Here is a 24,889-nt window from a genome sequence, read left to right as displayed (position 1 = left end):
CCGGTACCCCAGCCGGGAAGCCGGTGGCTCTTAATCCCCTGCACCACCACCGGGTGGCATGTTCGAACCAATGCCCTACCTGGAGTGGATCGAGGGGCGGCCCGAGGGGGCCGACCACGACCTCGGGTCCAGCGACCTCCGGACGGACCGCCCCGACGGGTCGGTGGCTCCGCCGCCACTCTCGGGCCTTGCGGACCCGACCGATCCACCGTCGCTCTCGGCGTCGATCGCCGCGGAGTACGGCGTCGACGAGTCGTCGGTACTGGTGACCGCGGGTGCGACCCACGCCAACTTCCTCGCCGCCGCGGCGGCGCTGTCGCTGGCCGACGGGCGGGAAGTGCTCGTCGAGGACCCTGGCTACGACCCGCTGGTCCACACGCCGGCCGGCGTCGGCGGGACGGTCGCACGGTTCGAGCGCCCGGCACGGTCGGGGTACCCGCTCCTCCCGGGAGAGATCGCGTCAGCCGCGTCCGACGGGACGGCGCTGGCCACCGTCACGAACCGGCACAACCCGTCGGGACGGCTCACCTCCCGAACCGAACTGGCGTCGGTCGCCGACGCGCTCGCGGACGAGAACACGCGACTCCTCGTCGACGAGGTGTACGGGCCCTACACGGCCGAGGACGACGCCGACGGGGCGTTCGGCGGCGTCACGGCCGCGGGGCTCCCGAACACGGTCGTGACCGGCTCGTTCACGAAGTTCCACGGGCTCGGCGACCTCCAGATCGGCTGGCTGATCGCCGACGAGCCGTTCGTCGAGCGCGCCCGGCAGGTGTTCATGCATCTCCCGTCGGTCGCCGGACCGAGTCGTGCCCTGGCCCGCCGCTTCTTCGCCCACCGGGACGAACTGGTCGCGGACTCCCGCTCACACCTCCGGCGGAACCACGAACTGCTCTCGTCGTTCGTCGAGGAGCGGTCGGATCTCGATGGGGGGATCGCCGCCGGCTGCACGTTCGGCTACGTCGAACACGAGCGCGCCGACGGGGACGAACTCGCCGAGGCGGCGTGGGACGCCGGGGTGCTGGTCGTTCCGGGGCGTTTCTTCGACCTTCCCTCGGGCGTGCGGATCTCCGCTGGCCGGGGAACCGAGGAGGTCGCGGCGGGGCTGGACGCGCTCGACGACGTTCTCGACGGGCTCTGAGGACCGACCCCGATGGCGTGTTGGCGAACAGGTGGCAGGTCGCCGGCGAGGCAGGTGCCACGCTCCCGCTGCTGCCCCGCCGCGGTGGTCAGGTCACGGGGAGCGTGGTCGCGCTTTGGTACTTGAAAGCTCGGTCAGTCCTCGATCGCGGCCGCGAGGGTCTCGATCGGGTGTGGTGGCTCCGCGTCGGCGTCCTCCCTGTCGCCGAGTTGGGTCCGACAGGAGGCGCCCGGCGCGACCACCTGCTCGCCGTCGGCGTCGTCGACCTGATCGAACAGGATCCGGCCGATGGCCTTGCTCATGGAGTAGTGCTCGGCCTCGTAGCCGAAGCTTCCGGCCATCCCACAGCAGGTCGAGTCGAGCGCTTCGACCTCGAAGCCGGCGCGGCGGAGCACGCCGACCGCGTGGTGGTCCTTCTTCGTCGCCTTCTGGTGGCAGTGACCGTGGTAGACGAGCGACCTCCCGCCCGCGGCGTCGAGGTTCTCGTCGAGTTGGAACGCGTCGAGGTACTCGAACACGCCGTAAGTTCCCGCCGAGACGGCGTCGACGTCGTCGCCCGCGAGCAGGTCGTGGTAGTCCGACTGGAGCATCACGGCGTCGGAGGGTTCGACGACGACCACGTCCCAGCCGTCCCGGACTCTCGGCGCGAGCGCGTCGACGTTCTCGCGAGCTCGATCGCGGGCCTCGTCGACGAACCCTTTCGAGAGCGGCGGGCGACCACTGGAACCGGCGCCCTCGGCGAGTCGGACGTGAACGCCGGCGGCTTCGAGCACGCGGACGGCGGCTCTTCCCTGTTCGGGAGCGTTGTAGTTCGTGTGCGTGTCGGGGAGGATCAGGGCTTTCCGATCGGCTTCCCGTTCGGGGACCGCGGGCTCGCGGTCGGTCATCCAGTCCGCGAAGGATTCGCGGTGGAACGTGGGGAGTGTGCGATCGGAAGCGATACCGACGGTTTTCTCCATCGCCCAGCGCGCGCCGGGGAGTTTCGCGGCGGCGTTCGACAGGGGGGCGAGCCGGCTCCCGACTGCCGAGAGCGTGTCGATATTGGCGAACAGCTTCTCCCGGAGGCTGCTCCCCTCGCGCTGGTGACGTTCGTGTTCGATCTCGGTCTTCATCTTCGCCATGTCGACCTCGCTCGGGCAGTCCCGGGCACAGCCCTTGCAGCCGATGCAGAGATCCATCACCTCGTCGGCGAACTGCTCGGTGAACACCTCTTCTTCGGGGAGGTCGCCGCTCATCGCTTGTCGGAGCAGGTTCGCTCGGCCGCGAGTGGACTGGATCTCCTCCTCGGCCGCGCGGTAGGTCGGGCACATCACCCCGCCGGTGGTGTCCTGCCCGCCGCGACAGCCGCCACAGCCGTGGCAGAGTTCGGCCATCCCCTGGAACCCGTTGGCGTTCTGCCAGCGGAGGTCGGGGTCGAAGCCGGCGTCGAACTCGTACGCGGGATCGAAGCGGAGGTGCTCGGTCATCTCGGCGGCGTCGGCGCGCTCGGGCGCCCACTCGGGCCGGCGCTCGTCGGGCGCGTACCCACACACCTGCCCGGGGTTCAGGAGCCAGTCGGGGTCGAACGCGCGCTTGAGGTCGCGGAACGCTTCCCAGAGCTCCTGGCCGTACAGCTTCCGGTTCCACTGGGTACGGGCGCGGCCGTCGCCGTGTTCGCCGGAGACGCTGCCGCCGAGGTCGACGACGATGTCGCTCACGGCGTCGGCGATGGACGCGAGCGCGTCGACGCCGGCCTCGCTCTTCGTGTCGAGCAACGGCCGGACGTGGAGCACCCCCGGACCGGCGTGGGCGTAGAAACTGGCGAACGTGTCGTGCTCCTCGAGCACCTGCTGGAACCGCCGGGTGTACTCCGGGAGCTTCTCCGGCGGGACCGCACAGTCCTCGATGAACGAGACGTGTTTCTCGTCGGTCGTTCGCGAGAGCAGGATCGGCAGCCCGGATTTCCGCATCTTCCAGAAGCGCTCGCGGGTGATCTCGTCGTGGGCCTCCATCGCCGCGTGGGCACGGACCGGCGCGCCTGTCGAGGGGGGATCGTCGGAGGGGTCGGTCGCGGTGTCAGTTCCGGGCCGACGGTCGGCGAGCAGGTCGGCCACCTTCCGCCGCCCGTCGTCGTCGCTCTCGGCGTAGAACTCCACGAGCAGCGCCGAATCGGTCCCCTCGGGGAGCATCCCCACCACGTCGGCGAACTCCTGGGTCTCCCGCGCGAGGTCGAGCAGCGTGTCGTCCATCACCTCGACGGCCGCGGGGTCGTGTTCGAGCACCGCGGTCACGTCCTCCATCGCGTCGAGCAGGTCGTCGTACGCCAGGAGGGCGACGGCTTTCGTCTCCGGGATCGGTTCGAGCGAGACCGTCGCTTCGGTGACGATCGCGAGCGTCCCCTCGCTGCCCGCGAGCAGTCGCGCGAGGTTGACCGTGGCGTCGTCCGAAACCGCCCCGTCTACGGTCGCCTCGTCGACCAGCACGTCGAGGTTGTACCCCGAGACGTTCCGCTTGAGTTCGGGGTAGCGCTCGCGCACCTCGTCGGCGTGATCGTCGAGCACGTCGACGACGCCCGCGGCGATCCGTTGTTCGATGTCGCCGTCCGGGTCCGCACGGGCCCGCAGGTCGCCGACGCGTTCCTCGCCGAACTCGGCCACGGTCCCGTCGGCGAGTACGACCTCGCAGGACTCGACGTAGGCGTCGGTTTTGTCGTACTTCAGGGAGTGCGAGCCGGTGGAGTTGTTGCCGATGGCGCCGCCGAGGGCGGACTTGTCCCGCCACGCGGGGTCGGGCGCGAACTTCAACCCGTGGGGCTCGCAGGCGGTGTTGAGGTCGGCGAGGATCGCCCCCGGTTGTGCGGTCGCCGTCGCCGTCTCGGGGTCGACCTCCAGGACGGCGTCCATCTCGGCCGTGAAGTCGAGCACGACCGCCTCGTTGACCGCTTGGCCGGCGAGGCTGGTCCCGCCACCGCGTGGGAGCACGGGCACCTCGCGTTCGGCGCAGTACTCGAGAACGGCGGCGACGTCGGCGGTCGACTCGGGGAGTACGACGCCGATCGGTGTGACCTCGTACGCCGAGGCGTCGGTCGCGTAGAGCTGTCGGGAGTAGCTGTCGAAGCGCACGTCGCCGTCGACCAGCGACTCGAGGTCCTCGACAAGCCCCGGGCGGGCCACCTCGCCACCCCGGTAGTCGAAGTCGCCGTCGGTCGCCGGGTCCGGGTCCGCTGCCATGCGAGGATGTTACACGAGTACGGGGAAAAGCACACTCCCTCGGGCAGCCGGATCGTTCGGGCCGGAAAACGTTTCACGTGCGAGAGCAACGTATCAGCCGATGTCCGAGTCCAAAGCCACCTTCGAGCTGTTCGAGGACGAAGCCGGGCAGTACCGCTGGCGGCTCCGCCACGACAACGGCAACATCGTCGCCGACAGCGGCGAGGGGTACGCGAGCAAACAGAAGGCCCGGCAGGGGATCGAGAGCGTCAAGAACAACGCTGCCGGCGCCGGCGTCGAGGAGCACGACTGATCCCGGATCGGTGCCCCTATTTTCGCCGGCGCGCGAGGTCGGTCCATGAGCTACGAGACCACCGTCGGCGTGCGCTTCCGTGACATCGACGCGATGGGCCACGTCAACAACGCGGTGTACGCCAGCTACGCCGAGCAGGCTCGGGTCGACTACTTCGCGGACGTGCTCGGCACCGACCTCTCGGCGGTCTCCTCGGTGCTCGCCCGTATCGAGATCGACTACCACCGGCCGATCGAACTCGACGACGGTCCCGTCACGGTCGCGGTCGACGTGCCGAGCCTCGGCGAGTCGAGCCTCCCGATGACGTACGAGATCAGCGACGGCGACGGGAACCTCGCGGCCAGCGTCGAGAGCGTGCAGGTGGCGTACGACCGCGAGGCCGGCGAGTCGGTGCCGATCCCCGAGGAGTGGCGCGAGGCGATCGAGTCGTACCACGACCTCTAGCCGGCGGACGGTTTATCGGGCTGGACACCTACCTCCGACCGTGTACAGCGCCCGGGACCGCGTCGAACAGGAGGAGTGGCTCGTGGAGATCGAACGCGCGGCCGACAGCCTCGACCTCGGCGCCGACGCGCGGTCGACCGCCGAGGACCTGTTCCTGAGCAACGTCCCCGAGAGCGAGCGCTCCAAACCCGCGGTCGCGGCCGCCGCGCTCTATGCGGGTGCGCTGCTTGCGGGCGAGGAACGATCCCAGACGAACGTGGCCGACGCGATGGACGTCTCGCGGCTCTCGGTCCAGCAGCGCTGGAAGCCGATACTCGAGTCGGCGGGGTTTCGCCCGCCGTCGTGGTGACTACTCGGAGTCGCAAGCGGAGGCGGACTCGGCGCCCTCCGGCGGGAACTTCCCGCGACCCTCGCGTTCGGGCGTGAGGTTGCCGTGTCTGTCGATCTCGCCGGTGACGATCCGCGTCGAGGAGATGCGCTCGCCGTCCTCGGCGGAAACGTGGTCGACGACCTCGATCCGGAGCGGGTCGTGGCCGCGCCCCTCGCGGATCTCGTTGATCCGTTCGCCGCCCGACTCGGTTTCCGGGGAGACGATCAGCGCGTCGAACTGTGGCTCGGTCGCGATCCCGGTCGGCTCCTCCAGCTTTCGGATCTCGAACTCGCGGCCGTACTCCCCGGCAAGCGGTTCGAGTTCGGCCTCGAGATCCGCCTTGCGCTCCTCCCAGGGGCGGACGTACCGCTCGACGTGACGTGTCTCCGGGGCGAGTTCGTCGGACGTGAGACCGACGGTCAGGTCGCCGAGTTCGAACGCTCGGCGGAACAGCTTCCGGTGACCGTCGTGGACGGGGTCGAACGTCCCCCCGATGGCGACCTGCATACCGCGGGTCTCGGTCCGCCGACGGTTAAAGCGCGGTCATTTGCTCTCGGCCGCGTCGGACGAGTCGGCGTCGCTCGCGTTCTCGGTGTCCTCCGCTTGGTCGTCGGTGTCCCCGCCGTCGTCGGCCTCCCCGTCGCCGTCGCTGACGGAGATAGTCACCGGCCCCTCGTCGTCGCCCTCCTCGCCGCGGCTGAGGCGGTCGTCGAGGTTGAACACCGCGTTGAGCTGGCTCTGCACCTGGCCGACCGCGTCGGAGACGAGCTCGCTGGGCGAGATGGCGTCGTACTCGTAGGGGTTGTTGCCCGCGCCCTCGCTCTCGCGTTTCCCGCGGATGACGGTTTCCTCCTCGTGGAGTTCGGCCAGCGCTTCGCGGACGGTGCTCGGGTATAGCCCCGTCCCCTCGGCGACCTCCTCGCTGGTGCTGGCGGGGTGCTGTCGGAGGTAGACGTAGATCCGCGCCCGCGTCTCGGTGTCGAGCAGCCACGCCAGCAGGTCGACGACGCCCTGATCGAACTCGCCGATCGCCTTGTCGGCGCTCTCCTCGAGCCGCTCCCGCGCCGAACTGGCGTCTTCGTCGTCGGTTTCGGGCTCCTGGGACATATGTGTTCAGGCAAAGGTCAGAACTCCGCACGCAAAAACGTTTGCCGCGCGGTTCGAGGCGAGCAGGAGCCGTGGAGCACTCCTCGGCGCTGAGAAGTCACCGAACGCGCTGCGCTACTCCAGTTCGACTTCGATCTCGTTTTCGGTCACGTGGAGGTACGCGATGTACTGCCGGCCGCTCGTCTCGTAGTCGAGCACGCCGGTAGAGGCGCTGGTGTCGATCTTTGTCCCCTTTCCACTGCCGGAACCACCCTGTCCCCGGTCAGTACCATAGATCGTGAACTCGTCCCCAAGAAGTGCGATGTAGTGTCGAGCAAGGAGATATGTCGTTGCTTGATCTCTGTGATCATCGCCGACATCAAACGTGATTGTCTCTCCGTCGTCATCATGATTGAACGAAATCTCGTTCGGGTGGGTCCCGGTATTCTCCCAGTCCCCTTGTGCGCCTGTGCTATCGGCGTCTCCGTAGGTTAGATTCGTCCCGTGGGTCGCGTTCCCCGCAGTAAGGTTGATGACCAACTTCTTTCCGTCGTCGCTGACTCGGATCGGCCCGCTATTGATCGGTATATCGTTGTTTGACCATTCATGTTGGACATCGGTTCGCGTATTCTTATAGAAGAGGCTCAATCCTATGGTTCCGGACTCATCCTTCGGAACATGGACGATGTATTCGAAACTTTCAGCACCTGATTCGAAATAGTATCCAAGATGGGAGTTATAGAAAGTCGTCCCCTTTCCCTGGTTGTTATTGATATAGGTCGTATTGAGATCGGTAAGACTATGGCCTGGCGCCTGCCCACGCGCTGTAAGCCCCCAAGTACCGGTTGTTTCACTGAGTTCAAACTCTTCGACCGTATCAACCGTTACTAACTGCACGCTCGCGCGTTCGCGTCGGTGATCGACGGTCACGTTCCCGCTCGTCCGCGATCGGAAGAACTCGGCCCATCCCTGGTAGAACCGACTCTGGACGGTGACGTTGACGGTCCCGTTGTTGATCGGGTTCGCGTACGTGCTGTTGTCGCCGTAAGGCGCGCCTTCGTCGTCCCACGACTCGCCGTCGTCGTGGACCGACTCGTTGGGGTACACCTTCCGGGACTCGTGCTCCTCGCCCTGCGTCACGATTGCGCTCGTCCGTCCCGACGCCTGCGAGTCGGAGACGACCCGGATCGCGGGCAGTGTGAGCGTCGAGCGGCGGTAGTTGAACTCCGGCGGCGAGCGCATCACGCTGCTGTTGCCCCGTCGCTCCCAGACGCCGCCGCCCTGGTAGCCGATCTCCACGTCACCGTTCCGGTAGCTCACCGACCCCAGCGAGGCGTTGTATATCGTCTCGTTCTTGTCCTCGCCGGTGGCGTTGTGGTGGACGATCTCGATCCACCCCGAGTCGTCTTCGGCGACGAACTCACCGTTACCCGAGGGGCCGAGTTCGACGCGCTGGGAACTGCTCTCGCCCAGCCCGACGATCGCGGCCTGTGAGTCGAACTGCGTCAGCGAGTGTTGGGCCTGTGAGACCGTGGTCGTCCGCTCGGCGTCGGCGAACGCCTGGGCGCCGATCCCGACGACGACGCCGGTGCCGATGATGGTGATGCCGAGTAGCAACACCACGCCGACGACACTCGAGACGCCACGATCGGTACGCATCATCGTCGGGTACAGCCTCCAGGGGGATATGTTCTCCCCTCGTCGGGGGGCGAAAGAACGCCCATCACGAGTCCCCCTCCTCGTCGGCGGCGAGGCCCCGCTCGTCGGCCGGTGAAGCTACCAGTTCTCGATCCCCGTCCTCGTCGCCGTCGGCGAACCGGATCGTCACCGGGCCGCCGGGTAGCGTGTCGTTCGCGATCGGGTACTGGGTTCGGAAGCTGACGTTCCGGCTCACGTCGACGCTCTCGGCAGTGACGACGATGGTGCCGCTAGCCGGCTGTCCGTCCGCTGTGGAGTGGTTCACCAGCCTGAGCGAGTACTCCCCGCCGGTGCCGACGTCGTCGGGGAGCCAGACGTTCACAGCGACGCTGCTGTTCTCGCTGCTCGCGGCGTCGGCGAGCCGATCGGCGTCCTCGAAGCCGCCGGCGAGCTGTTGGCCCGAGACGGTCAGTTCGTCGTTGACGATCGCCGCCCGCTGGTTCTCGATCAGCGTCCCGCCGGCGATCAGCAGGCCGGCGATCAGCACCGCGGTGATCGAGAGCGTCAGCGTGTACCCCAGCGTCGTCGACACGCCGCGGTCGTCGTCGGTGAACGCCGACGGGCGGTCCTCACGCATCGGGCTCACCCGGCGCGACCCGGAACTCCGACTGGTAGTAGACGTTCGCCGACCGGTACGTCACGCGGAGTTCGGCGCTGTACAGCGTCCGCACGGCCGACGGCTGGTCCCCCTCGCGGGCGCCGGTGTCGAGGCTGTCGCGCGGTCGGTCGACGACCACGGAGTAGGTCCCTTCGACCTGGTCATCCCCGCCGTCGACCGCGTCGACGTACCGGATCGTGTACGGCTCCGAGAGGTTCCCGAAGAAGCGCATCTCCGGACACGGTTCGCCGTCGACGGTGCCGGCGGTGATGTCGATTACTGCGCGTTCGCCGGTCTCGACGGTGCAGGTGTCGTCGTTCCCGTCCGGGTCTAGGACGGTCACGGACACGTCATCTGTCCCTTCCTGATGCAGGTATACCTTCCACACGTCGTCGTCCCCGCTCTCGGTGAACGTCACTCGGAAGGCCCCGTCGTCGATCGGCGTGTCCGACGACACGAGCGACTCCCGGGTCACGTTCATGCGGAACGCTCGACTCTGCGTGTCGTCGGCGACGATCCAGTTCGGGTTCCCCTCCGTGTCCGTGAAGTTCCGGTCGGTCGACTGCGAGATTCGCGTCCCGCGCGTGGTGTCGATCTCCGCCAGTTCCGTGTCGGCCAACGCCACCGTCACGTGGGTGCCCGCGGCGCCGCTCCACCCTTCGACCGTCCGGTTGAACTCCTCGTTCAGCGCGGCGTACTCGCTACCGCTCTCGTGGATCGACTCGAGGACCGCCCGGGACATCGCCGTCGCCTCGCCCTCGTACTCGATCGCCTCGCCCGTCCCCGGGCCGGCATCGCGCGTCGCGACGTTGCCGGTGTAGATGGCGGCGTTGAGCAGCACCGCCAGCGCCACGAACATCACCGCCAGCGTGAGGGCCCCGACGAGCATGAGCTGGCCGCGGTCGTCTACATCCGCCATACGACCACCTCCACCTCGACGACGTTGTACAGCCGGCTGTCGCCGTCGATATCGGGGGCGAAGTAGTTCCCGTCCTCCTCCCCGAGTGTCGTATCCGTCGGCTCCGCCCGCTCCGTGGACTCGTCGATATCGTGGAGCACGTCGTCGTCGTACAGCGTGAACGAGCGTGTAGCCGTCGACGCGTGGTCGGAGGGTGAGCCCAGATCAACCAACTGAAGCGGGCGGCGATTGCGCTCGCCATCACTGGTGACGTAGAACACGTTCACGTTGAACGCAATGTTTCGCTCCCGGAGCGTCCGATCGAGCACGTTCCCAAACGCGGTTGGCGGGCCGCCACCGTGGAAGCCGCCGAATTCAGCACCGTCGAAGTGGCCGCTCTCGTTCCAGGCCAAAAGCGTCGGCACGACGGTCCCGTTCTCGGCCTCGGCGGCAAGCACCCCCTCCGCGATCTTGGCCTGCTGGTTCTCGATGTGCTGGCTGGAGGTGCTCCCGGTGAGCGGCGTGACCGCCGTGACCTGCAGCGCGAACGCGAGGCTGGCCAGCAGCAGCATCCCCGCGGTGATCGCCTCCAGCGCCCGTGCCTGCCCGCGGTCGTCGCTCACCACGCACGCACCTCCAGCCAGTACGTCGAGCCGTCGATAGTGACGATCCGTCGCGCGGTCGTGACCGAGACGCTGCTCGGCGCGTCGGGCCCCGCCTCGAGCGTTCCCAGCGTCGCCCCGTCACTGGTGCTCTCGATCCGAACCTGGATCGACTGGCCGGGGTCCAGCCCGAACATCGGCTGGAGACTGGTCGCGTTCGTGTCGAACCGACAGTCCTCGGCTGACGGCTCGGTGCCGTCGTCGTCCAATTGCTCGAAGAACGCGTCCGTACACTCGCGGTCCAGCACGTACGGCTCGTCGGGTGCGCCGAGGCGCTCGGTCGCCATCGAGGTAGCGACGCGGTCGGCGACCTGCGTGTCGCCGGCACCGAGGAACGGCGAGAACATCCCCGGGATCGTGGCGACGACAAACGTGACCGCGATCAGGAAGATCCCCACGCCGATCGCGTAGTCGAGCACCATCTGCCCCCGGTCGTCGTCGACGACCCGCCGTCGGCTCATACGACCACCACCCAGACCGCGAGCGCCAGCGTCTGGAGGATCACGACGAACTTCACGCCGGAGATGATCTGGGCGTCGCGGATGTACCCCGAGATGAACCCCGAGAGCATCGCTTGCAGCGTCACCGCGTGGAAAAAGAGTAGCGAGAGCAGCTGCGTGTCGATGCTGGCGCCGAAGCTGAGCCCACCGGCGCCAGCCGCTTCCCCACCGCCGCTCCCGCCCATCGACGCCATGGTGTCGAGGAACTGCACCTTCAGGATCGCCATCACCGCCAGCAGCGTGAGGTACGTCATCAGGATGATCGCGACCTGCATCCGCGTCCGGGACTTGCGTTCGCGCTCGATGTCGTCCTGGTTCTCGGAGGACTGGGCCGCCGTCGACAGCACGTCGGTGATCTGGCCGGAGGCCTCCTGTGCCTCGGCGATCAGCTTGATCGTCCGGGCCAGCCGCGGGATGTGGTACTTGTTGTTGAACTCGACCATCGCCTCCCGCAGACTCATCCCGTAGTTCACCTTCGCGTACATCACCTCGAACTCGTCGGCCAGCTTCCCCGAGGAGGTATCAGCGACGGTTTCGATCGACTCCAGCAGCGTCTGTCCGGTGTCGTTGGCCGAGGAGAGCTTCCGGAGGTTCTCCGAGAGCTTCCCGGTGATGGACCGTCGCGTGAGCCCGTTCCACTCGTAGAACACCGCAAGCGGGACGAGCGTCAGGTACGAGGGGATGTAGTACCAGGCGACCGTCCCCCAGATCGGGTTCGCGATCATCCCGTCCCACGCCGTCGGCATCGCGCCGTTGACGAACAGCACTGCCACCACTGCGGCCGCCGTCGGCAGCGTGAGCGCGACCGTGAACAGCGGGTTGTCCCGGAAGAAGATCTGCGGCGCCGACAGCAGCTGCTTGGTCTTGTAGTTCCCCTCACGCGATCGGATGCGGTCGAAGACGCTGAACCGCCCCTTGAACGCCTCGATCAGGCCGAGGTGGATCAGCCCCTCCTCCTGTGTGGCTTCGAGCCGTTCGCTCCCGTCCCGGGGCGAGAGGTAGCCGTCGCCGATCTCGTCCTGTTTTACCGTCGAGATCATCACCAGGAAGCCGACCCCCGTCAGCGGGATCAGCGCGTAGACGGTGCCGTAGATCAGCCTCTCGCGGCCGCTGCCCATCATGCTCATCACGACGAGGATGATGATTAGCAACAGCGGGAACAGCGACAGGGTCATGTACATCTCGCCGAACAGCTCCAGGGTCTCCAGTGTCGTCTCCTGTTCCTGCTTGGCGGTGCGCATGTGCTTCTCCTTCTTGTCGTAGAGGAACTGCTCCATGTCCCCGCCGGAGTTGATGATGGAGAGCATGTCCGTGAGGAACTGCGAGAGCTCGTCGCTGGGGGTCTCCATCGACTGCTTGCGCACCGCGTTCCGGTAGTCGGTGCCGAAGTACTCCGTCTCGTTGACGATGCTCTGGAACTCCTTTGCCACCTCGCCGTACGTGTCGTCGGCCTGGGCCATCGACTCGAGGATCTCCAGTTGGTTCAGCCCCCCGACAGACAGCGCGTACATGTAGGAGACCGAGTCAGAGAGCAGCATGTTGATCTCCCGTTTCCGTGCCGACGCCCGGGAGTAGGGGATCGCCGCTAGCGTGCCAAAGCCCATCAGGAAGCCGAGGCTGCCGAACACCAGTCCCGAGAGCAGGACCGCCGCGGGCACCGTCGCCGACTCGAGCATCGCCGCGGTCTCCGCGCTCCCGGCGGGGAGGCCGAGGCTGAGCGACTCTGGGGTGACGAACCCGAGCGCAAAGATCGCCCACCCGAGGAGACTGCCGACCGCCCACAGCAGGCCGCCCACGAGTACGCCGACCGCGAGCGCCCGCGAGAGGTACAGTTCGACCGCCTGGTTCATCCGCGCCTCGGTCAGCTTCTGCTCGACGTTGGCGGCGAAATCCCCCTCGGCGTCGAACAGGAGGTCGTACAGCGGGTAGAACGCGTCCGCCAGCGTCCCCCAGTCGTCGCGCCCCTCGCCGAGTTCCAGACTCATCTACTCGTCGCCCCCGCTCGCCAAGTCGTCGTCCTCGTCGCCCGATTCGAGTTCCGGGATCGAGTCGTCCTCCTCGTTGCCGTCGTCGAGCGCCGCACGATCGTTCGGCTCGTCGAGTTCGACGCTTTCCTCGGCCCCGGCGGGGAGTTCGCCCGCGGCGTCGACCGTCGCTTCGACGTTGCCCTGTGGCTCGGTGTCGACCAGCGCGTCCGCGACCGCGTCGGGGGTCTCGCCGCGGTACTTCTCGAACAGTCGCTCCTCCGCCTCTTCGAGGATCCCCGCGGCCTCCTCGAGGATCTCGTCGGTCGGGTCGGGACGGGGGACCATCTCCTCCTTCTCGGGGTCGATGTCGATCAGCACGGACTCCATCTCCCGGAGATCCTCGAGCGAGGCCTCCAGCTGGTCGTTGGCCATCAGCGAGAGGATCGTCTCGGGGTCGTTGATGAACGCCTGGAACGTCGCCGCGACCTGGGTGTACGTGTTGAGCCCCTCGTAGATCAGGTAGGCGAGCACCGTCTGGCGCTTGAAGATCTCGTCGTCGAGGCGGTCGCGGTCCCACCCGCGGTCGAACATGATCTCCTCCAAGGTGTTCGAGTCGCCCATCTTCAGGAACTCGTCGGTCTCGGCCTGCCACTGGTACACGTCCTGCACGTTGATCTCGTCGTTCTCGGCGTCGTAGTGGTTGATCTCGGTGATCGACTTGTTCCGGCGCACCTTCTGGCCGTGCACCCGGGTAGAGGTCTGGATGGAGACGAGGTCCAGCGCCGTGAACATCGTCTTCGAGACGTTGATCGGCTCGGTGGTGAACCGCTTCAGCACCTCCCCCACGTTGTCGGCGTGGAACGTGGTGTAGGTGGTGTGCCCCGTGGACATGACCTGGAACAGCGTCCGCCCCTCCTCGCCACGGATCTCGCCCATCACGATGTAGTCCGGGCGCTGGCGGAGCGCGGCCTCCAGCAGGTCGAACTCGTCGACGTCGCCCTTGTCGTCGTCGGAGAACGAGGGGCGCGTAACTGAGGCGATCCAGTTGCGCTGGGGGAGCTCGACCTCGCGGGTGTCCTCGATGGAGACGATCTTGCTGTTCGACGGGATGAACAGCGACACCGCGTTCAGCGAGGTCGTCTTCCCCGAGGCCGTCCCGCCGGCGAAGATCAGCGACTTGTGGTTCTCGATACAGAGCCACAAAAAGGCCATCTCGTCGAGGCTGAACGTCTGCCAGTTGATCAGGTCGACCGGCGTGAACGGGACGTCCTTGAACTGGCGGATCGTGTAGTTGGTCCCGTGGTCGGAGACCTCCTTGCCGAGCGTGAGCTGGGCACGCGACCCGTCCGGGAGGGTGGCGTCGACCTGTGGCCGGCGCTTGGAGATCCCCTTCCCGGATCGCTGGGCCAGCTTCACGACGAAGTCGTCAAGTTCGTCCTCGCCGTGGTAGACGTTGGTGATGATCTGCTCGTAGTCGGTGTGGTAGACGAAGACGGGGGCGTTGTACCCGTCACACGAGATGTCCTCGACGTTGATGTCGTGTTTGATGCCGTCGATGCGCTCGTAGCCGATGAAGTCGCGTTCGAGGTAGTACAGCAGCTTCTCGACCTGGTACTCGTTGAGCGTGTCGTCGTCCTCCTCCAGCAGGGCCCATTCGGGGCGGACCTCGATCCCCGCCAGTTGGTGGACGCCGTCGACGGGCTCCTCGTACCCCAGTAAATCGACGACGCGACCGGAGACGCCCTCGCCCGGGTCGAGCCCGAACGCGTCCGCGACGCGGTTGCCCAGCCCGCCGCGTTCGCCCGGCTCGCCGGGCTCGTCGTAGAGGTCGTAGCGGTCGAGCAGCTCCCGGGTTCGGTTCTCGATCACCGAGCGCCGGTGGGCCTCGTCGCCCGCGGTGTCGCCCTCGTCCTCGTACTTGATCGACGCCCGAAGCTTGTCGGTCAGGTAGTCGGTGAGGTCGTCCTCGATCTCGGTGAGGTGGGGCTCGACGACGTAGTACTTGATCTCGTTCTCCTTCGTCGAGTGGAAGATCACCACGAAGGAGTAGGGTTTGTTCACCCAGTAGCGGTCCCGTTCCCGGAAGTGTTGCTTCTTCGCGATCGGGACGGTCTTCTCCAGATCGTACCGGTTGGCGACGGTCGTCTGCCCATGCGTGTCCGAGAAGAAGGCGTCCTCGTCGATCTCCTCGTCGACGTCGACGGTGCGCTCGTCGATCAGCTCCTGCAGCTCCTCACCCGCCCGCTCGCAGTCGGCCATCGTCGCGCCGATCGACTCCGGGGGGAACCCCAGTGCCTCGGCGGGGTCGAACGTCTCGGGCTCGCCGTCGCTGTCGGTCGGCGGCTCGCCGTCCTCGTCGTAGAAGTACTCGCGTTTGTAGTCCGCCCAGCCGTAGATGTCCTTGATCACCGGCGTCTGGTCGTAGCCGATCAGCGACGAGTAGTCAGTGATGTCCCCGGCGACCCCCGCGGCGGCCGCGATGCGGGCTTCGATCTCCCACGGCGGGAACCCCAGATACTCCGCGGGGTCGACGTCGGTTCGTTCCCAGTCCTCCCGTGTCAGCGAACGGTCCTCCTCCCCCCAGCGCTCGCTGCCGGGCGTCTCCTCGAACCGCTGGTAGAGCGTTTCCGCCGCCTCGGCCTCGCCGTGTTCGCGAAGGAAATCGTCCCAGGTGTACGAGCCGACGACGGCGTCCGGAGTCGACCCGGCGCCCTCGCCGGGTTCGACGTCCTCCTGCACCTCGCCGTCGAGCGGGCTCGGGGAAGAGTCCCCCTCGTCGGTAGCCATTGACTACTCGGATTAACGCCGCACGCAAAAAGTCTCGCCTGGCAGTATCAACACGGAGAACCGACGACGGCGAAGGTCTTTGGTGCCGGTCCCCGTACCCCGACCCATGCGCGACCTCGACGAGACCGACCTGCGGATCATCGAGCTGCTGGCCGAGAACGCTCGCCGGTCGTACAGCGAGATCGGCGACGACGTCGGGCTCTCGGGGCCGGCCGTCTCCGATCGCGTCCAGCGACTCCAGGATTCGGGCGTGCTGGAGCGGTTCACCGTCGACGTGGACCGCTCGCAGCTACGTGCCGGGGTGCCCGTGTTCGTCCGTCTCGCTGTCGAGGACGGGATGGAGGACCTCCGGGATCGCGTGTCGGCCGCCACCGCGGTCGAACACCTGTTCGTGACCGCCGACGAGGAGCTGCTGTTCTACGGTCGCGCCGAGGCGAACGGCGTGCGCGGCTGGCTGACCGATCTCGTGGGCGACGCCGTCGTCATTGAGCGCGAGGTCACCGTCGTCGACGACGTCGAGTGGACGCCCGCGCTGGGCGGCGTCGAGTTCGCGCTGAGCTGTGACGAGTGTGGCAACACCGTCGACAGCGAGGGAGAGACCGAACGCCTGGGCGACGACGTGTACCACTTCTGCTGTCCCTCCTGTCGCTCGCGGTTCGTGGAGCGCTACGAGCGGATGGAGGAGGGAGCCTGAGGGGGACAGCCGGAGCACTTTTGCTGTCAGCGTCGCACCACTGTGCGCATGAGTGATCCAGCGGGGGCCGCCGACGGGGGCGGCGCTGCGGACCGTCCGCCCGAGCAGTACCGGGCTCTCGCTGGGCTCGTCGACGGCGGCGTGCTCCGGTTCGATCGGGACGGGTCCGTCACTGACGTCGACGACGACCTGCTCGACGTGACCGGACACGCCCGCGGCGACCTCCGCGGGGAGCACGTCTCGGCCGTGGTCGGCGACGACGGGTGGCGACGGCTCGAGCGCGCGATGAGTACGCGAGCGGCGACCGGCGACGGCGAGACGGCGTCGACCGACCTCTCCGTCACCACCGCCGACGGGGAGTCGACTCACTGCGGCGCCCGGGTCGGCGCGCTACCGGGCGGGGGCGGTATCTGCCTCCTCCAGCCCCACGACGGGGACGGGAGTCAGGAACTGCAGCGTGCGCTTCGCGAGCGCGAGCGCCGACTGTCGCGGCTGATCGACAACGTTCCCGGGATGGTGTACCGCTGCCGGAACGAGCGAGGGTGGCCGATGGAGTTCGTCAGCGACGCCTGCGGGGAGGTGACCGGCTACCCCTCAGAGGCGCTCGAACACGGGGCCGTGGACTACGGCGACGACGTGGTTCACGACGCGGACCGTGACGACCTCTGGGACCGGGTCCAGTCGACCGTGACCGACCGGGAGCCGTTCTCCGAGCAGTACCGGATCGTGACCGCCGGCGGTGAGACGCGCTGGGTCAGGGAGTTCGGCCGTGGCATCTTCGAGGACGGCGAACTGGTGGAGATCGAGGGGATAATCACCGACGTGACTCAGCGCCGGCGGGCCGTCGCGCGGCTCGAGGAGGAACGCGAGACGTTCGCCGCCGGACCGGCCGTCGTGTTCCGCTGGGCGCCCGACGCCGAGGCGGGGTGGCCCGTCGAGTACGTCTCGCCGAACGTCGAGAACGCGTTCGGCTACACGCCCGCCGAACTCACCGCCGGAGAGATCGCCTTCGCCGACCTGATCCACGACGAGGATATCGACCGCGTCGTCGAGGAGGTCGCCGAGAACACCGACGGCGGGACCGAACGGTTCAGTCACGACCCGTATCGGATCGTCACCGCGGACGGCGAGACCAGGTGGGTTCGGGACACGACGAAGATCGTGCGCGAGGACGGGATGGTCACGAACTTCCTGGGGTACTTGGTCGACATCACCGAGCGCAAGGAGCGCGAGCGCGAGCTCGAACGGTACCAGACGCTCGTCGAGACGCTCAACGACGGCGTCTACGTCGTCGACGGGGACGGGACGTTCACGACGGTCAACGACCGCTACGCCGAGATGGTCGGCTACGACCGGGAGGAACTGCTCGGCGCACACGTCTCGCTGGTCGTCGACGAGGGGACGGTCGAACGGGCACTCGAGGCCGAGAGATCGCTCCGCGACGGCGAGCAACGGACCCCGACGATCGAGACGGAGCTCGTGTGCGCCGGCGGCGAACGCCTCCCCGCGGAGGCGACGTTCGCGCTGTTGCCCCCGTCCGACGGGAGCGTGCGTCGGGTCGGCGTCGTCCGGGATATCTCCGACCGGAAGGAGTACGAGCGGAAGCTCGAGCGCTCGAACGAGCGGCTGGAGGAGTTCGCCTACGCGGTCTCCCACGACCTCAACGAGCCACTGCGGATGGTCTCCTCCTACCTCCAGCTGATCGACGAGCGCTACGGCGAGGAGCTCGACGGCGACGGCGAGGAGTTCCTCGAGTACGCGGTCGACGGCGCCGAGCGGATGCGCGAGATGATCGACGGGCTGCTCGAGTACTCTCGCATCGAGACCCGGGGGGACCCGTTCGAGCCGGTCGACCTGAACGACGTCGTCGACGCCGTCAGCGAGGACCTGCAGGTGAAGCTCGCGGAGAGCGGCGCCGACGTGACGGTCGCGTCGCTCCCGATTGTCGAGGGCGACGCCAGCCAGCTCCGGCAAGTGTTCCAGAACCTGCTCGAGAACGCCATCGAGTACAGCGGCGACGGCGACCCCACCGTCACTATCGACGCCGAACGCGACGGCGCGGAGTGGGTCGTCGCCGTCTCCGACGAGGGCGTCGGCATCGATCCGGATCAGTCCGAGCGCGTCTTCCAGATGTTCGAACGCCTGGGCCGGGACGACGAGTCGGGGACGGGGATCGGGCTCGCGCTCTGTGAGCGCATCGTCGACCGCCACGACGGGGAGATCTGGGTCGACTCTGAACCGGGTGAAGGGGCGACGTTCTCCGTCACACTCCCCGCTGCGGACGCGGAGTGAGGCGTCACTCCTCGGGCGTGATCCGGGAGAGCCGCATCGCGTTCCCCGTCACGCCCAGCGTCATCCCCGCGTCGCCGATCAGGACGGCGGCCCAGATGGGGACGTAGCCGAACGGCACCGCCAGCGCGAGCCCCGCCTTCACCGCGAGGCTGGTCCAGATGTTCTGCCGGATCACGCCGTTGGCGTCGTGGGAGAGTTCGTAGAGGTACGGCAGCCGCGAGAGATCGTCGCCCATCAGCGCGATGTCGGCGGTCTCGATTGCGGTGTCCGTCCCCGCCGCGCCCATCGCGACGCCGACGGTCGCCGTCGCGAGCGCGGGGGCGTCGTTGATCCCGTCGCCGACCATCGCGACGCCGTCGTACTCGTCGTCCAACTCACGCACGGCGTCGACCTTGTCCTCCGGGAGTAGTTCGGCGCGGAACTCGTCGACGCCGACGCGCTCGGCGATCGCGCGGGCGGTCCGCTCGTTGTCGCCGGTCAGCATCACCACGTGCTCGACACCCAGATCGTGGAGCCGGGCGACCGCCCGCTCCGCTTCCGGGCGGACGTCGTCGGCGACAGCGATCACACCCTCGATCTCCTCGTCAGTCCCGACAAGCACGACTGTCTTCCCCTCTGTCTGGAGGTCGGGGACGACCGTCTCCAGCAGGTCGACGCAGTCGTTGCGCTCACAGAGCCGCTGGCTCTTCCGCGTGACCACGCCGCCGTCGGTCGCTGCGTGGACGTGGTTCAGGTCGAACCCCAGCTCCTCGAACAGCCCCGGCTTCCCGGCGTAGTGGGTGGTCCCGTCGAGCTCCGCCCGGACTCCCTTCCCGGTGATGCTCTCGAACTCGTCGACAGCGCGGTCGTCGACGCCGCGGCTCTCAGCGCGCTCGACGATCGCCTCGCCGATGGGGTGTTCCGAGCGGGATTCGAGCCCCTTCGCACACCGGAGCACGTCCGCCTCGTCGTTCTCTCCCAGCGGGACCACGTCGGTGACGCGCAGTTCCCCGGCCGTGAGCGTCCCCGTCTTGTCGAGGGCGACGGCGTCGACCTCGCCCATCGCTTCGAGGTGGTCGCCGCCCTTGATCAGGACGCCGTTTTTCGCGCCGCTGGTGATCCCCGAGACCACGGAGACGGGCGTGGAGATGACGAACGCGCAGGGACAGGAGAGCACGAGCAGCGTCAGCCCGTAGACGATCGCCTGCGTGGCGGAGACGCCCAGGACGGTCGGCGACAGCGCGGTCACGAGCACCGCGAAGACGACCACGACGGGCGTGTAGTAGCCCGCGAACCGCTCGACGAACTGCTCGCGCTCGGTCTTGTTCGCCTGGGCGTCCTCGACCATCTCGATGATCCGGGAGAGCGTGTTGTCGCCGGCCTCGGAGGTGACCTGCACCTCCAGATACCCCTGCTCGTTGACCGTCCCGGCGTACACCTCGTCGCCGGGCGTCTTGTCCACGGGGACGCTCTCGCCGGTGATCGGCGCCTGATTCACCGCGCTCTCGCCCTCGATCACTTCGCCGTCGAGGGGGATCTTCTCGCCCGGCTTCACGACCACCACGTCGCCGACGGCGACCTGATCGACGGGAACCGTGACCTCCTCCCCGTCGCGGCGGACCGTCGCCTCGTCGGGCGAGAGATCCATCAGTTCCTGTAGGGAGTTCCGTGCCCTGTCCATCGAGTAGCGCTCCAGCAGTTCGGCGACGCTGAACAGGAACGCGAGCGTCGCGGCCTCCATGTACAGCGCCTCGCCGAACCCCAGGCTGACGGCGACGGCGCCGAGGATCGCGAGGCTCATCAGCAGGTCGATGTCGAGGTTGCGGTTCCGCAGCGAGTAGTAGCCGCCGCGGACGATCTCCTGCCCGCCCGCGACGACCGCGGCGAGGAACAGCGCGTCGGCGGTCGTGATCGTCACCGCGCCGGCGGCCAGCAGCTCGGCGTTCGCCCCGCCGAGAACGAACTCGAACAGCAGGCCGAGCGCAGTGAACACGCCGCTGACCCACGTCTTGATCGCCCGTCGGCTCCGCCAGACGCTCTCGGTTTCGGCGACGCCGCCGTCGCCGCCGTCGGCGGTCGAGTCGACCACCTCGTAGCCGGCGTTCTCGATCGCCCGCGTGACCTCGTCGGCGGTCGTTCGCCCGCGGTCGAACGTGACCGTAACCTTCCCGGTGGTGGGCTGGGTCCGGTAGGTGGTGACGCCGTCGACGTCCGCGACAGCGTTCTCGACTTTCCCGGCACAGGAGGCGCAGTCCATCTCCGGTGCGGTGAACGTCTCGGTCGCCTCGCCGACGCCGGACTCGACCGCGTACCCCGCGCCCTCGACGCGCTCGGCCACGTCCTCGGGAGTGGCCCCGTCGGGGTCGTAGCGCACGGTCAGCGTGCCGGTGGTCACCTGCGGGTCGACGTCCGCGACGGCGTCGAGTTCGCGGACGCTGCGCTCGACCTTGCCGGCACACGACGGGCAGTCCATCTCGGGGACGGTGAGCTGGAGGGACTCCTCGTCGGCGTCGGCTGTCCGCTCGTTGTCGGGTGGGTCGGTGTCGTCGCTTGCTCCCCCGTGGCCGCTCATACACGAGGGTAGTCGCTACGCAGTTAATAATCTCACTGCTAATACGGCGGGTCTCTATGCGAGTATTTGGTAATTTGTGAGGGTTGAGTTATTAACGGCGAGTCGTCGGACGCCGACTTCACCAGTGGCGTGGTGGGTTCGAACCGGAGTCAGACGGTCGACCTCGCTTCGCTCGGTCGCTGCGACTGACAGGGTTCGGAATCCCACACGCGACGCTCTCGGTCTCGCTTCGCTCGACACGAGAGCGGGCGTGGTGGGATTCGAACCACGGTCGGACGTGCTCGCTCGCTGCGCGCGACCTCCCTGATTCGAATCCCCCCTGAGCTGTTTTCACGGCTCACTTCGTTCGCCGGAAGACGGGCGTGGTGGGATTCGAACCCACGCTCGAGGAGTTAGGAACCCCTCGCCTTGTCCGCTAGGCCACACGCCCTACTGCCGCTACCGGCCCGGAGGTCAAAAGAACACGCTTCGGCGCTACTGGTTCGAGGACGAAGACGACGTCTCGGTCTCGGTCGTCGTCTCCTCGTCCTCGTTCTCCGTGGTCGTCGAGGAGGTGGTGTCGTCGTCCGTGTTCGGCCCTTCCTTCATGTCTTCGAGCTCCTCGTTCAGCTCCTGTCGGCCCTTCTGGAACTCACCCATCGCCTGCCCGGTCGACCGAGCCAGCTTCGGGATCTTGTTCGCGCCGAACAGGAGCACGAGCACGAGGAGGATGATGACGAGCTCGGGCCCCCCGGGGATCGGTACTTGTAGCGGCGCAGTCTGGAACATCTCTATGCGGGTGTACCTCACTCCCGACTATAGGCCTTTTGGATATCGGGGGGAGCGTTTTGCGGGACGCGTACGGTGTCCGCACGCGCTACGACCGGTTCGGCATCGACGACGTCGCCCGCCGATCGGTGTTCGTTCTCGACGCCGACGGGACCGTCACGTACCGCTGGCTGGCCGGCGACCCCGGCGTCGAACCCGACTCCCCGACCGTCGCCGACGCGGTCCGAAACGCTGCGGGCGAGTGATCGCCGACGGCAGGCAGTCAGCCGCGGCGGGCGACTGATCGCCGACGGCAGGCAGTCAGCCGCGGCGGGCGACTGATCGCCGACGGCACGCGGTCAGCCGCGGCGGGCGACTGATCACCCGACGAGCTTTTTCCCTCCGCTCCGTGAGACGAAGCGTATGGCCACCGACACCGCCGACCACCAGTACGATCCCCAGGAGCAGCACGCCTTCCCGGACGAGCGACTCAACGAGGTGCTCCCGGCGCTGATCGAGCATCCGGAAGTGGTCGCCTACCTCGACGCCCAGAACGTCAACGCGGTCACGCGGAAGGGGTACAACGACCACGGCAGCAAACACATCGAGATCGTTCGGAACCGTGCGCTTCGACTGTACGACCTGCTGAAAGCCGGCGGCGTCGAGTTCAACGGCGCGAGCCAGCAGGGGCTCGACGAGGCCGACGAGCCGGTGATCGTGGCGCTCGCGGCGACGCTGCACGACGTGGGCCACGTCGTCCACCGCGACGAGCACGCCTACTACTCCATCCCGCTGGCGGCGGATTTCCTCGATCACTTCCTCGATCGGTTCTATGAGACGCCCGAGAAGGTCCGCGTGAAGGCGGAGGTGCTGCACGCGATCCTCTGCCATCACACCGAGGAGACGCCGCTGACCCGCGAGGCGGGCGTGATCCGCGTCGCCGACGCGCTCGACATGGAACGCGGTCGCTCGCGCATCCCCTACGAGGAGGGCGGTCGGGGGATCAACACGCTCTCCAGCCAGGCGATCCGGAAGGTGAGCCTCCAGCCCGGCAACGGGACGCCGGTGCTCGTCGAGATCGAGATGATCAACGCCGCCGGCGTCTACCAGGTCGACAACCTCCTCAAGGACAAGCTCCGGGAGTCGATGATCGAGGACGACGTCCGCATCGTCGCCGTCAACACGAAAAGCGACGACGATCTGGTCGAACGGATCGAGCTCTAGTCAGTCGTCCGAGCCCGCCGACTGCTGTTGCTGCTCGACTGACGGCTGTGCGGCCGCCGCCGTCGTCGACCGCTCGCTCGCCTCGTTGTCGCTCTCGGTGAGAACCGGGAACTCCCGCTCCAGTTCGATCAGCATGCCCAGCATCGCGATCGCACAGAGGATCGCTGTCGGCAGCCCGACGAGGATGGTGAACGACTGGAGCACCGACATCCCGCCGGCGAGGCTGAGCGCGATCGTGAGCAGCACCATCATCAGGCCCCAGACGAGGCGGTTGATCGTCGACGGCGACTCGTCGCCGCCGGCGGCCATCATCGCGATGCTCAGCGTCGAGGAGTCGAGCGTGGTGATCAGGAAGCTGACCACCAGCACCAGCAGCGCCGCCGAGAACACGCCGGGGTACGGGAGCAGCTCCTCGAACAGCCCGAAGCCGACGGCCTCCAACCCCGACGACTCGTAGACGCCGAGCAGGTCCGCGGCGCCGGACGTCTGGAGCAGGAGCGCGGAGCCGCCGGTGGCAGCGTACCACGGGACCGTGAGCGCGAACGACCCGAACAGGCCCGCGAACACCAGTTCACGCAGGGTGCGCCCCTTTGAGATCCGGGCCATGAAGATGCCGATCATCGGCGCGAACGTGAGCCACCACGGCCAGAAGAAGAGCGTCCACGAGCTCAGCCAGGTCGTCGTGTCGCCGTCGGGCGCGAAGAAGAGGCTCATCCCGACGAAGTCAGTGACGTAGCCGGTCATCGCCTGCGTCGTGAGGTTGACCAGCGTCGTCGCCTGCCCGAAGGCGAAGATGGCCGCCATCAGCCCGATGAGGAGGAAGACGTTGAGGTCGGCGAACCGCTTGATCCCCTTCTGGATCCCGGCGATCACCGACAGGAGGAACAGCGCCCCGACGACGAGGATCAGCCCGATCCGGCCGATCTGGCCGAGTCCGATCCCCCACTTGAACGAGAGGCCGGAGGCGAACTGGCTGATCCCCAGGCCGAAGGAGACGGTGATCCCGCTGACGGTGATCACGACCGCCAGCGCGTCCACCAGCTTCCCCAGCGGGCCGTCGAGGTTGTCGGTTCCGAGGAACGGCGCGAGGATGACTGCCGGCCGGAACGGCGCGTCCTTCCGGTAGACGAAGTACGAGATCGCCACCGCGAACACCAGGTAGGTGGCCCACGCCGAGAGCCCGTAGTGGTAGATGGCGTACTGCAACGCGTCGGCCATCCGGCCCCACGTTCCCGGCGAGGAGTCGAAGTACGGCGGCCGCGTTCCGTAGTGGATCAGCGGCTCGACGGGGCCCCAGAACTCCAGTCCGCCCGAGGAGAGCCCCGCGGTGAACGTCATCACGAGGTACTGCCAGAACGTGAACTCCGGCTCCGCATCGGGGCCACCGAGCTTGATCCGCCCCCACGGGCCGATCATGATGTAGGCGACGAACACGAACGAGAGGAACACGACCCAGAGGTAGAGCCACCCCAGGTTCGTGATGATGAACTGGTTCGCCGTTCCCAGCGCCGACGCGGCGGTGTCGGAGAACGCGACGATGGCGACGATGATCGCCAGGAGTGTGGCTACCGAGAGACCGAAGACGGCCAGATCGGACTTCTCACGGAACGATTCGACTGCGCCGGCGAGCCGAGACGTTACACTCACGAGTCTGGTACGAGAGTTCGTGGCACGACCTGTGGTTCGACACTATCCGACGCTATCGCTGCTGAACCAAACGATCTCACGC

20 protein-coding genes, 1 tRNA gene and 1 pseudogene are annotated in these 24,889 nt (G+C 67.4%); 8 read left to right on the top strand and 14 right to left on the bottom strand.

Annotated features, from left to right (window positions below; translation table 11 throughout):
• Positions 1 to 58 precede the first annotated feature (58 nt).
• Positions 59 to 1,141, top strand: a complete 1,083-nt coding sequence (locus tag B4589_RS02880; RefSeq protein WP_079232856.1) for a pyridoxal phosphate-dependent aminotransferase — start codon at positions 59 to 61, stop codon at positions 1,139 to 1,141.
• A gap of 134 nt (positions 1,142 to 1,275) precedes the next feature.
• Here the strand turns inward: B4589_RS02880 and B4589_RS02875 are convergent, their stop codons facing one another.
• A complete protein-coding gene (locus tag B4589_RS02875; RefSeq protein ID WP_079232855.1) occupies positions 1,276 to 4,350 on the bottom strand; it encodes an FAD-binding and (Fe-S)-binding domain-containing protein in 3,075 nt (1,024 codons plus the stop codon).
• Positions 4,351 to 4,459: 109 nt separating this feature from the next.
• Between B4589_RS02875 and B4589_RS02870 the strand changes: the two are divergent.
• The 3 genes and pseudogenes from B4589_RS02870 to B4589_RS02860 form a co-directional block, all read left to right on the top strand.
• A pseudogene (locus tag B4589_RS02870) lies at positions 4,460 to 4,642 on the top strand (HVO_2922 family protein); the annotation flags it as partial.
• A 45-nt stretch (positions 4,643 to 4,687) separates the two neighbouring features.
• On the top strand, positions 4,688 to 5,086 hold the full coding sequence (locus B4589_RS02865; protein ID WP_079232853.1) for a thioesterase family protein: 399 nt from the start codon (positions 4,688 to 4,690) through the stop codon (positions 5,084 to 5,086).
• Between the two features lie 40 nt (positions 5,087 to 5,126).
• The gene (locus B4589_RS02860) at positions 5,127 to 5,435 is read left to right on the top strand and encodes a cyclin (protein WP_079232852.1); all 309 of its coding nucleotides are present in this window, start codon (positions 5,127 to 5,129) and stop codon (positions 5,433 to 5,435) included.
• Here the strand turns inward: B4589_RS02860 and B4589_RS02855 are convergent, their stop codons facing one another.
• The 9 genes from B4589_RS02855 to B4589_RS02815 all read right to left on the bottom strand — a co-directional run bounded on the left by B4589_RS02855 (position 5,436) and on the right by B4589_RS02815 (position 15,652).
• Positions 5,436 to 5,963 carry a phosphopantetheine adenylyltransferase gene (locus B4589_RS02855; protein ID WP_079232851.1) on the bottom strand — a complete coding sequence of 176 codons (528 nt, stop codon included), beginning with the start codon at positions 5,961 to 5,963 and terminating at the stop codon, positions 5,436 to 5,438.
• A gap of 36 nt (positions 5,964 to 5,999) precedes the next feature.
• Positions 6,000 to 6,563, bottom strand: a complete 564-nt coding sequence (locus B4589_RS02850) for a winged helix-turn-helix transcriptional regulator (RefSeq protein ID WP_079232850.1) — start codon at positions 6,561 to 6,563, stop codon at positions 6,000 to 6,002.
• A gap of 114 nt (positions 6,564 to 6,677) precedes the next feature.
• The gene (locus B4589_RS02845; RefSeq protein ID WP_079232849.1) at positions 6,678 to 8,201 is read right to left on the bottom strand and encodes a type IV pilin; all 1,524 of its coding nucleotides are present in this window, start codon (positions 8,199 to 8,201) and stop codon (positions 6,678 to 6,680) included.
• Positions 8,202 to 8,265: 64 nt separating this feature from the next.
• Complete coding sequence (locus B4589_RS02840) at positions 8,266 to 8,817, bottom strand: hypothetical protein (protein ID WP_079232848.1); 552 nt, start codon at positions 8,815 to 8,817, stop codon at positions 8,266 to 8,268.
• Positions 8,810 to 9,757 (bottom strand): hypothetical protein, encoded by a 948-nt coding sequence (locus B4589_RS02835; RefSeq protein WP_079232847.1) that lies wholly within the window; start codon positions 9,755 to 9,757, stop codon positions 8,810 to 8,812. Before B4589_RS02835 ends, B4589_RS02840 begins: the two co-directional genes overlap by 8 nt.
• Positions 9,745 to 10,362: a hypothetical protein gene (locus B4589_RS02830; RefSeq protein WP_079232846.1), complete on the bottom strand. Its 618-nt coding sequence runs from the start codon at positions 10,360 to 10,362 to the stop codon at positions 9,745 to 9,747. The genes B4589_RS02835 and B4589_RS02830 overlap by 13 nt, the downstream gene beginning before the upstream one ends.
• Positions 10,356 to 10,859 (bottom strand): hypothetical protein, encoded by a 504-nt coding sequence (locus tag B4589_RS02825; protein WP_079232845.1) that lies wholly within the window; start codon positions 10,857 to 10,859, stop codon positions 10,356 to 10,358. The genes B4589_RS02830 and B4589_RS02825 overlap by 7 nt, the downstream gene beginning before the upstream one ends.
• Positions 10,856 to 12,883, bottom strand: coding sequence for a type II secretion system F family protein (locus B4589_RS02820; protein WP_079232844.1), 2,028 nt, complete (start codon positions 12,881 to 12,883; stop codon positions 10,856 to 10,858). Before B4589_RS02820 ends, B4589_RS02825 begins: the two co-directional genes overlap by 4 nt.
• Positions 12,884 to 15,652 (bottom strand): type II/IV secretion system ATPase subunit, encoded by a 2,769-nt coding sequence (locus B4589_RS02815; protein ID WP_079232843.1) that lies wholly within the window; start codon positions 15,650 to 15,652, stop codon positions 12,884 to 12,886.
• Between the two features lie 106 nt (positions 15,653 to 15,758).
• Here B4589_RS02815 and B4589_RS02810 point away from each other — a divergent pair, with 106 nt between their 5' ends.
• Both B4589_RS02810 and B4589_RS02805 read left to right on the top strand, forming a co-directional pair.
• Entirely contained in the window at positions 15,759 to 16,346 is a 588-nt protein-coding gene (locus tag B4589_RS02810; RefSeq protein ID WP_079232842.1) for an AsnC family transcriptional regulator, read from the top strand.
• 48 nt (positions 16,347 to 16,394) lie between these two features.
• Entirely contained in the window at positions 16,395 to 18,638 is a 2,244-nt protein-coding gene (locus tag B4589_RS02805; RefSeq protein ID WP_079232841.1) for a PAS domain S-box protein, read from the top strand.
• Between the two features lie 4 nt (positions 18,639 to 18,642).
• On the opposite strand, the gene B4589_RS02800 is transcribed toward B4589_RS02805, so the two are convergent.
• The 3 genes from B4589_RS02800 to B4589_RS02790 form a co-directional block, all read right to left on the bottom strand.
• On the bottom strand, positions 18,643 to 21,189 hold the full coding sequence (locus tag B4589_RS02800; protein WP_079232840.1) for a heavy metal translocating P-type ATPase: 2,547 nt from the start codon (positions 21,187 to 21,189) through the stop codon (positions 18,643 to 18,645).
• A 357-nt stretch (positions 21,190 to 21,546) separates the two neighbouring features.
• Positions 21,547 to 21,619, bottom strand: a tRNA-Arg gene (locus B4589_RS02795).
• A 44-nt stretch (positions 21,620 to 21,663) separates the two neighbouring features.
• Complete coding sequence (locus B4589_RS02790; RefSeq protein WP_079232839.1) at positions 21,664 to 21,957, bottom strand: twin-arginine translocase TatA/TatE family subunit; 294 nt, start codon at positions 21,955 to 21,957, stop codon at positions 21,664 to 21,666.
• A 59-nt stretch (positions 21,958 to 22,016) separates the two neighbouring features.
• Between B4589_RS02790 and B4589_RS02785 the strand changes: the two genes are divergently transcribed.
• Complete coding sequence (locus tag B4589_RS02785; protein ID WP_176330489.1) at positions 22,017 to 22,202, top strand: hypothetical protein; 186 nt, start codon at positions 22,017 to 22,019, stop codon at positions 22,200 to 22,202.
• Positions 22,203 to 22,359: 157 nt separating this feature from the next.
• Complete coding sequence (locus B4589_RS02780; RefSeq protein ID WP_079232838.1) at positions 22,360 to 23,160, top strand: HD domain-containing protein; 801 nt, start codon at positions 22,360 to 22,362, stop codon at positions 23,158 to 23,160.
• Here the strand turns inward: B4589_RS02780 and B4589_RS02775 are convergent, their stop codons facing one another.
• On the bottom strand, positions 23,161 to 24,807 hold the full coding sequence (locus tag B4589_RS02775) for a BCCT family transporter (protein WP_079232837.1): 1,647 nt from the start codon (positions 24,805 to 24,807) through the stop codon (positions 23,161 to 23,163).
• Positions 24,808 to 24,889: the final 82 nt, after the last annotated feature.

The sequence above is a fragment of the Halolamina sp. CBA1230 genome (genome assembly GCF_002025255.2).
Taxonomy (GTDB): domain Archaea; phylum Halobacteriota; class Halobacteria; order Halobacteriales; family Haloferacaceae; genus Halolamina.
The sequence above is the reverse complement of the archived record's forward strand: the minus strand, read 5'-3'. Positions and strand labels throughout refer to the sequence as shown.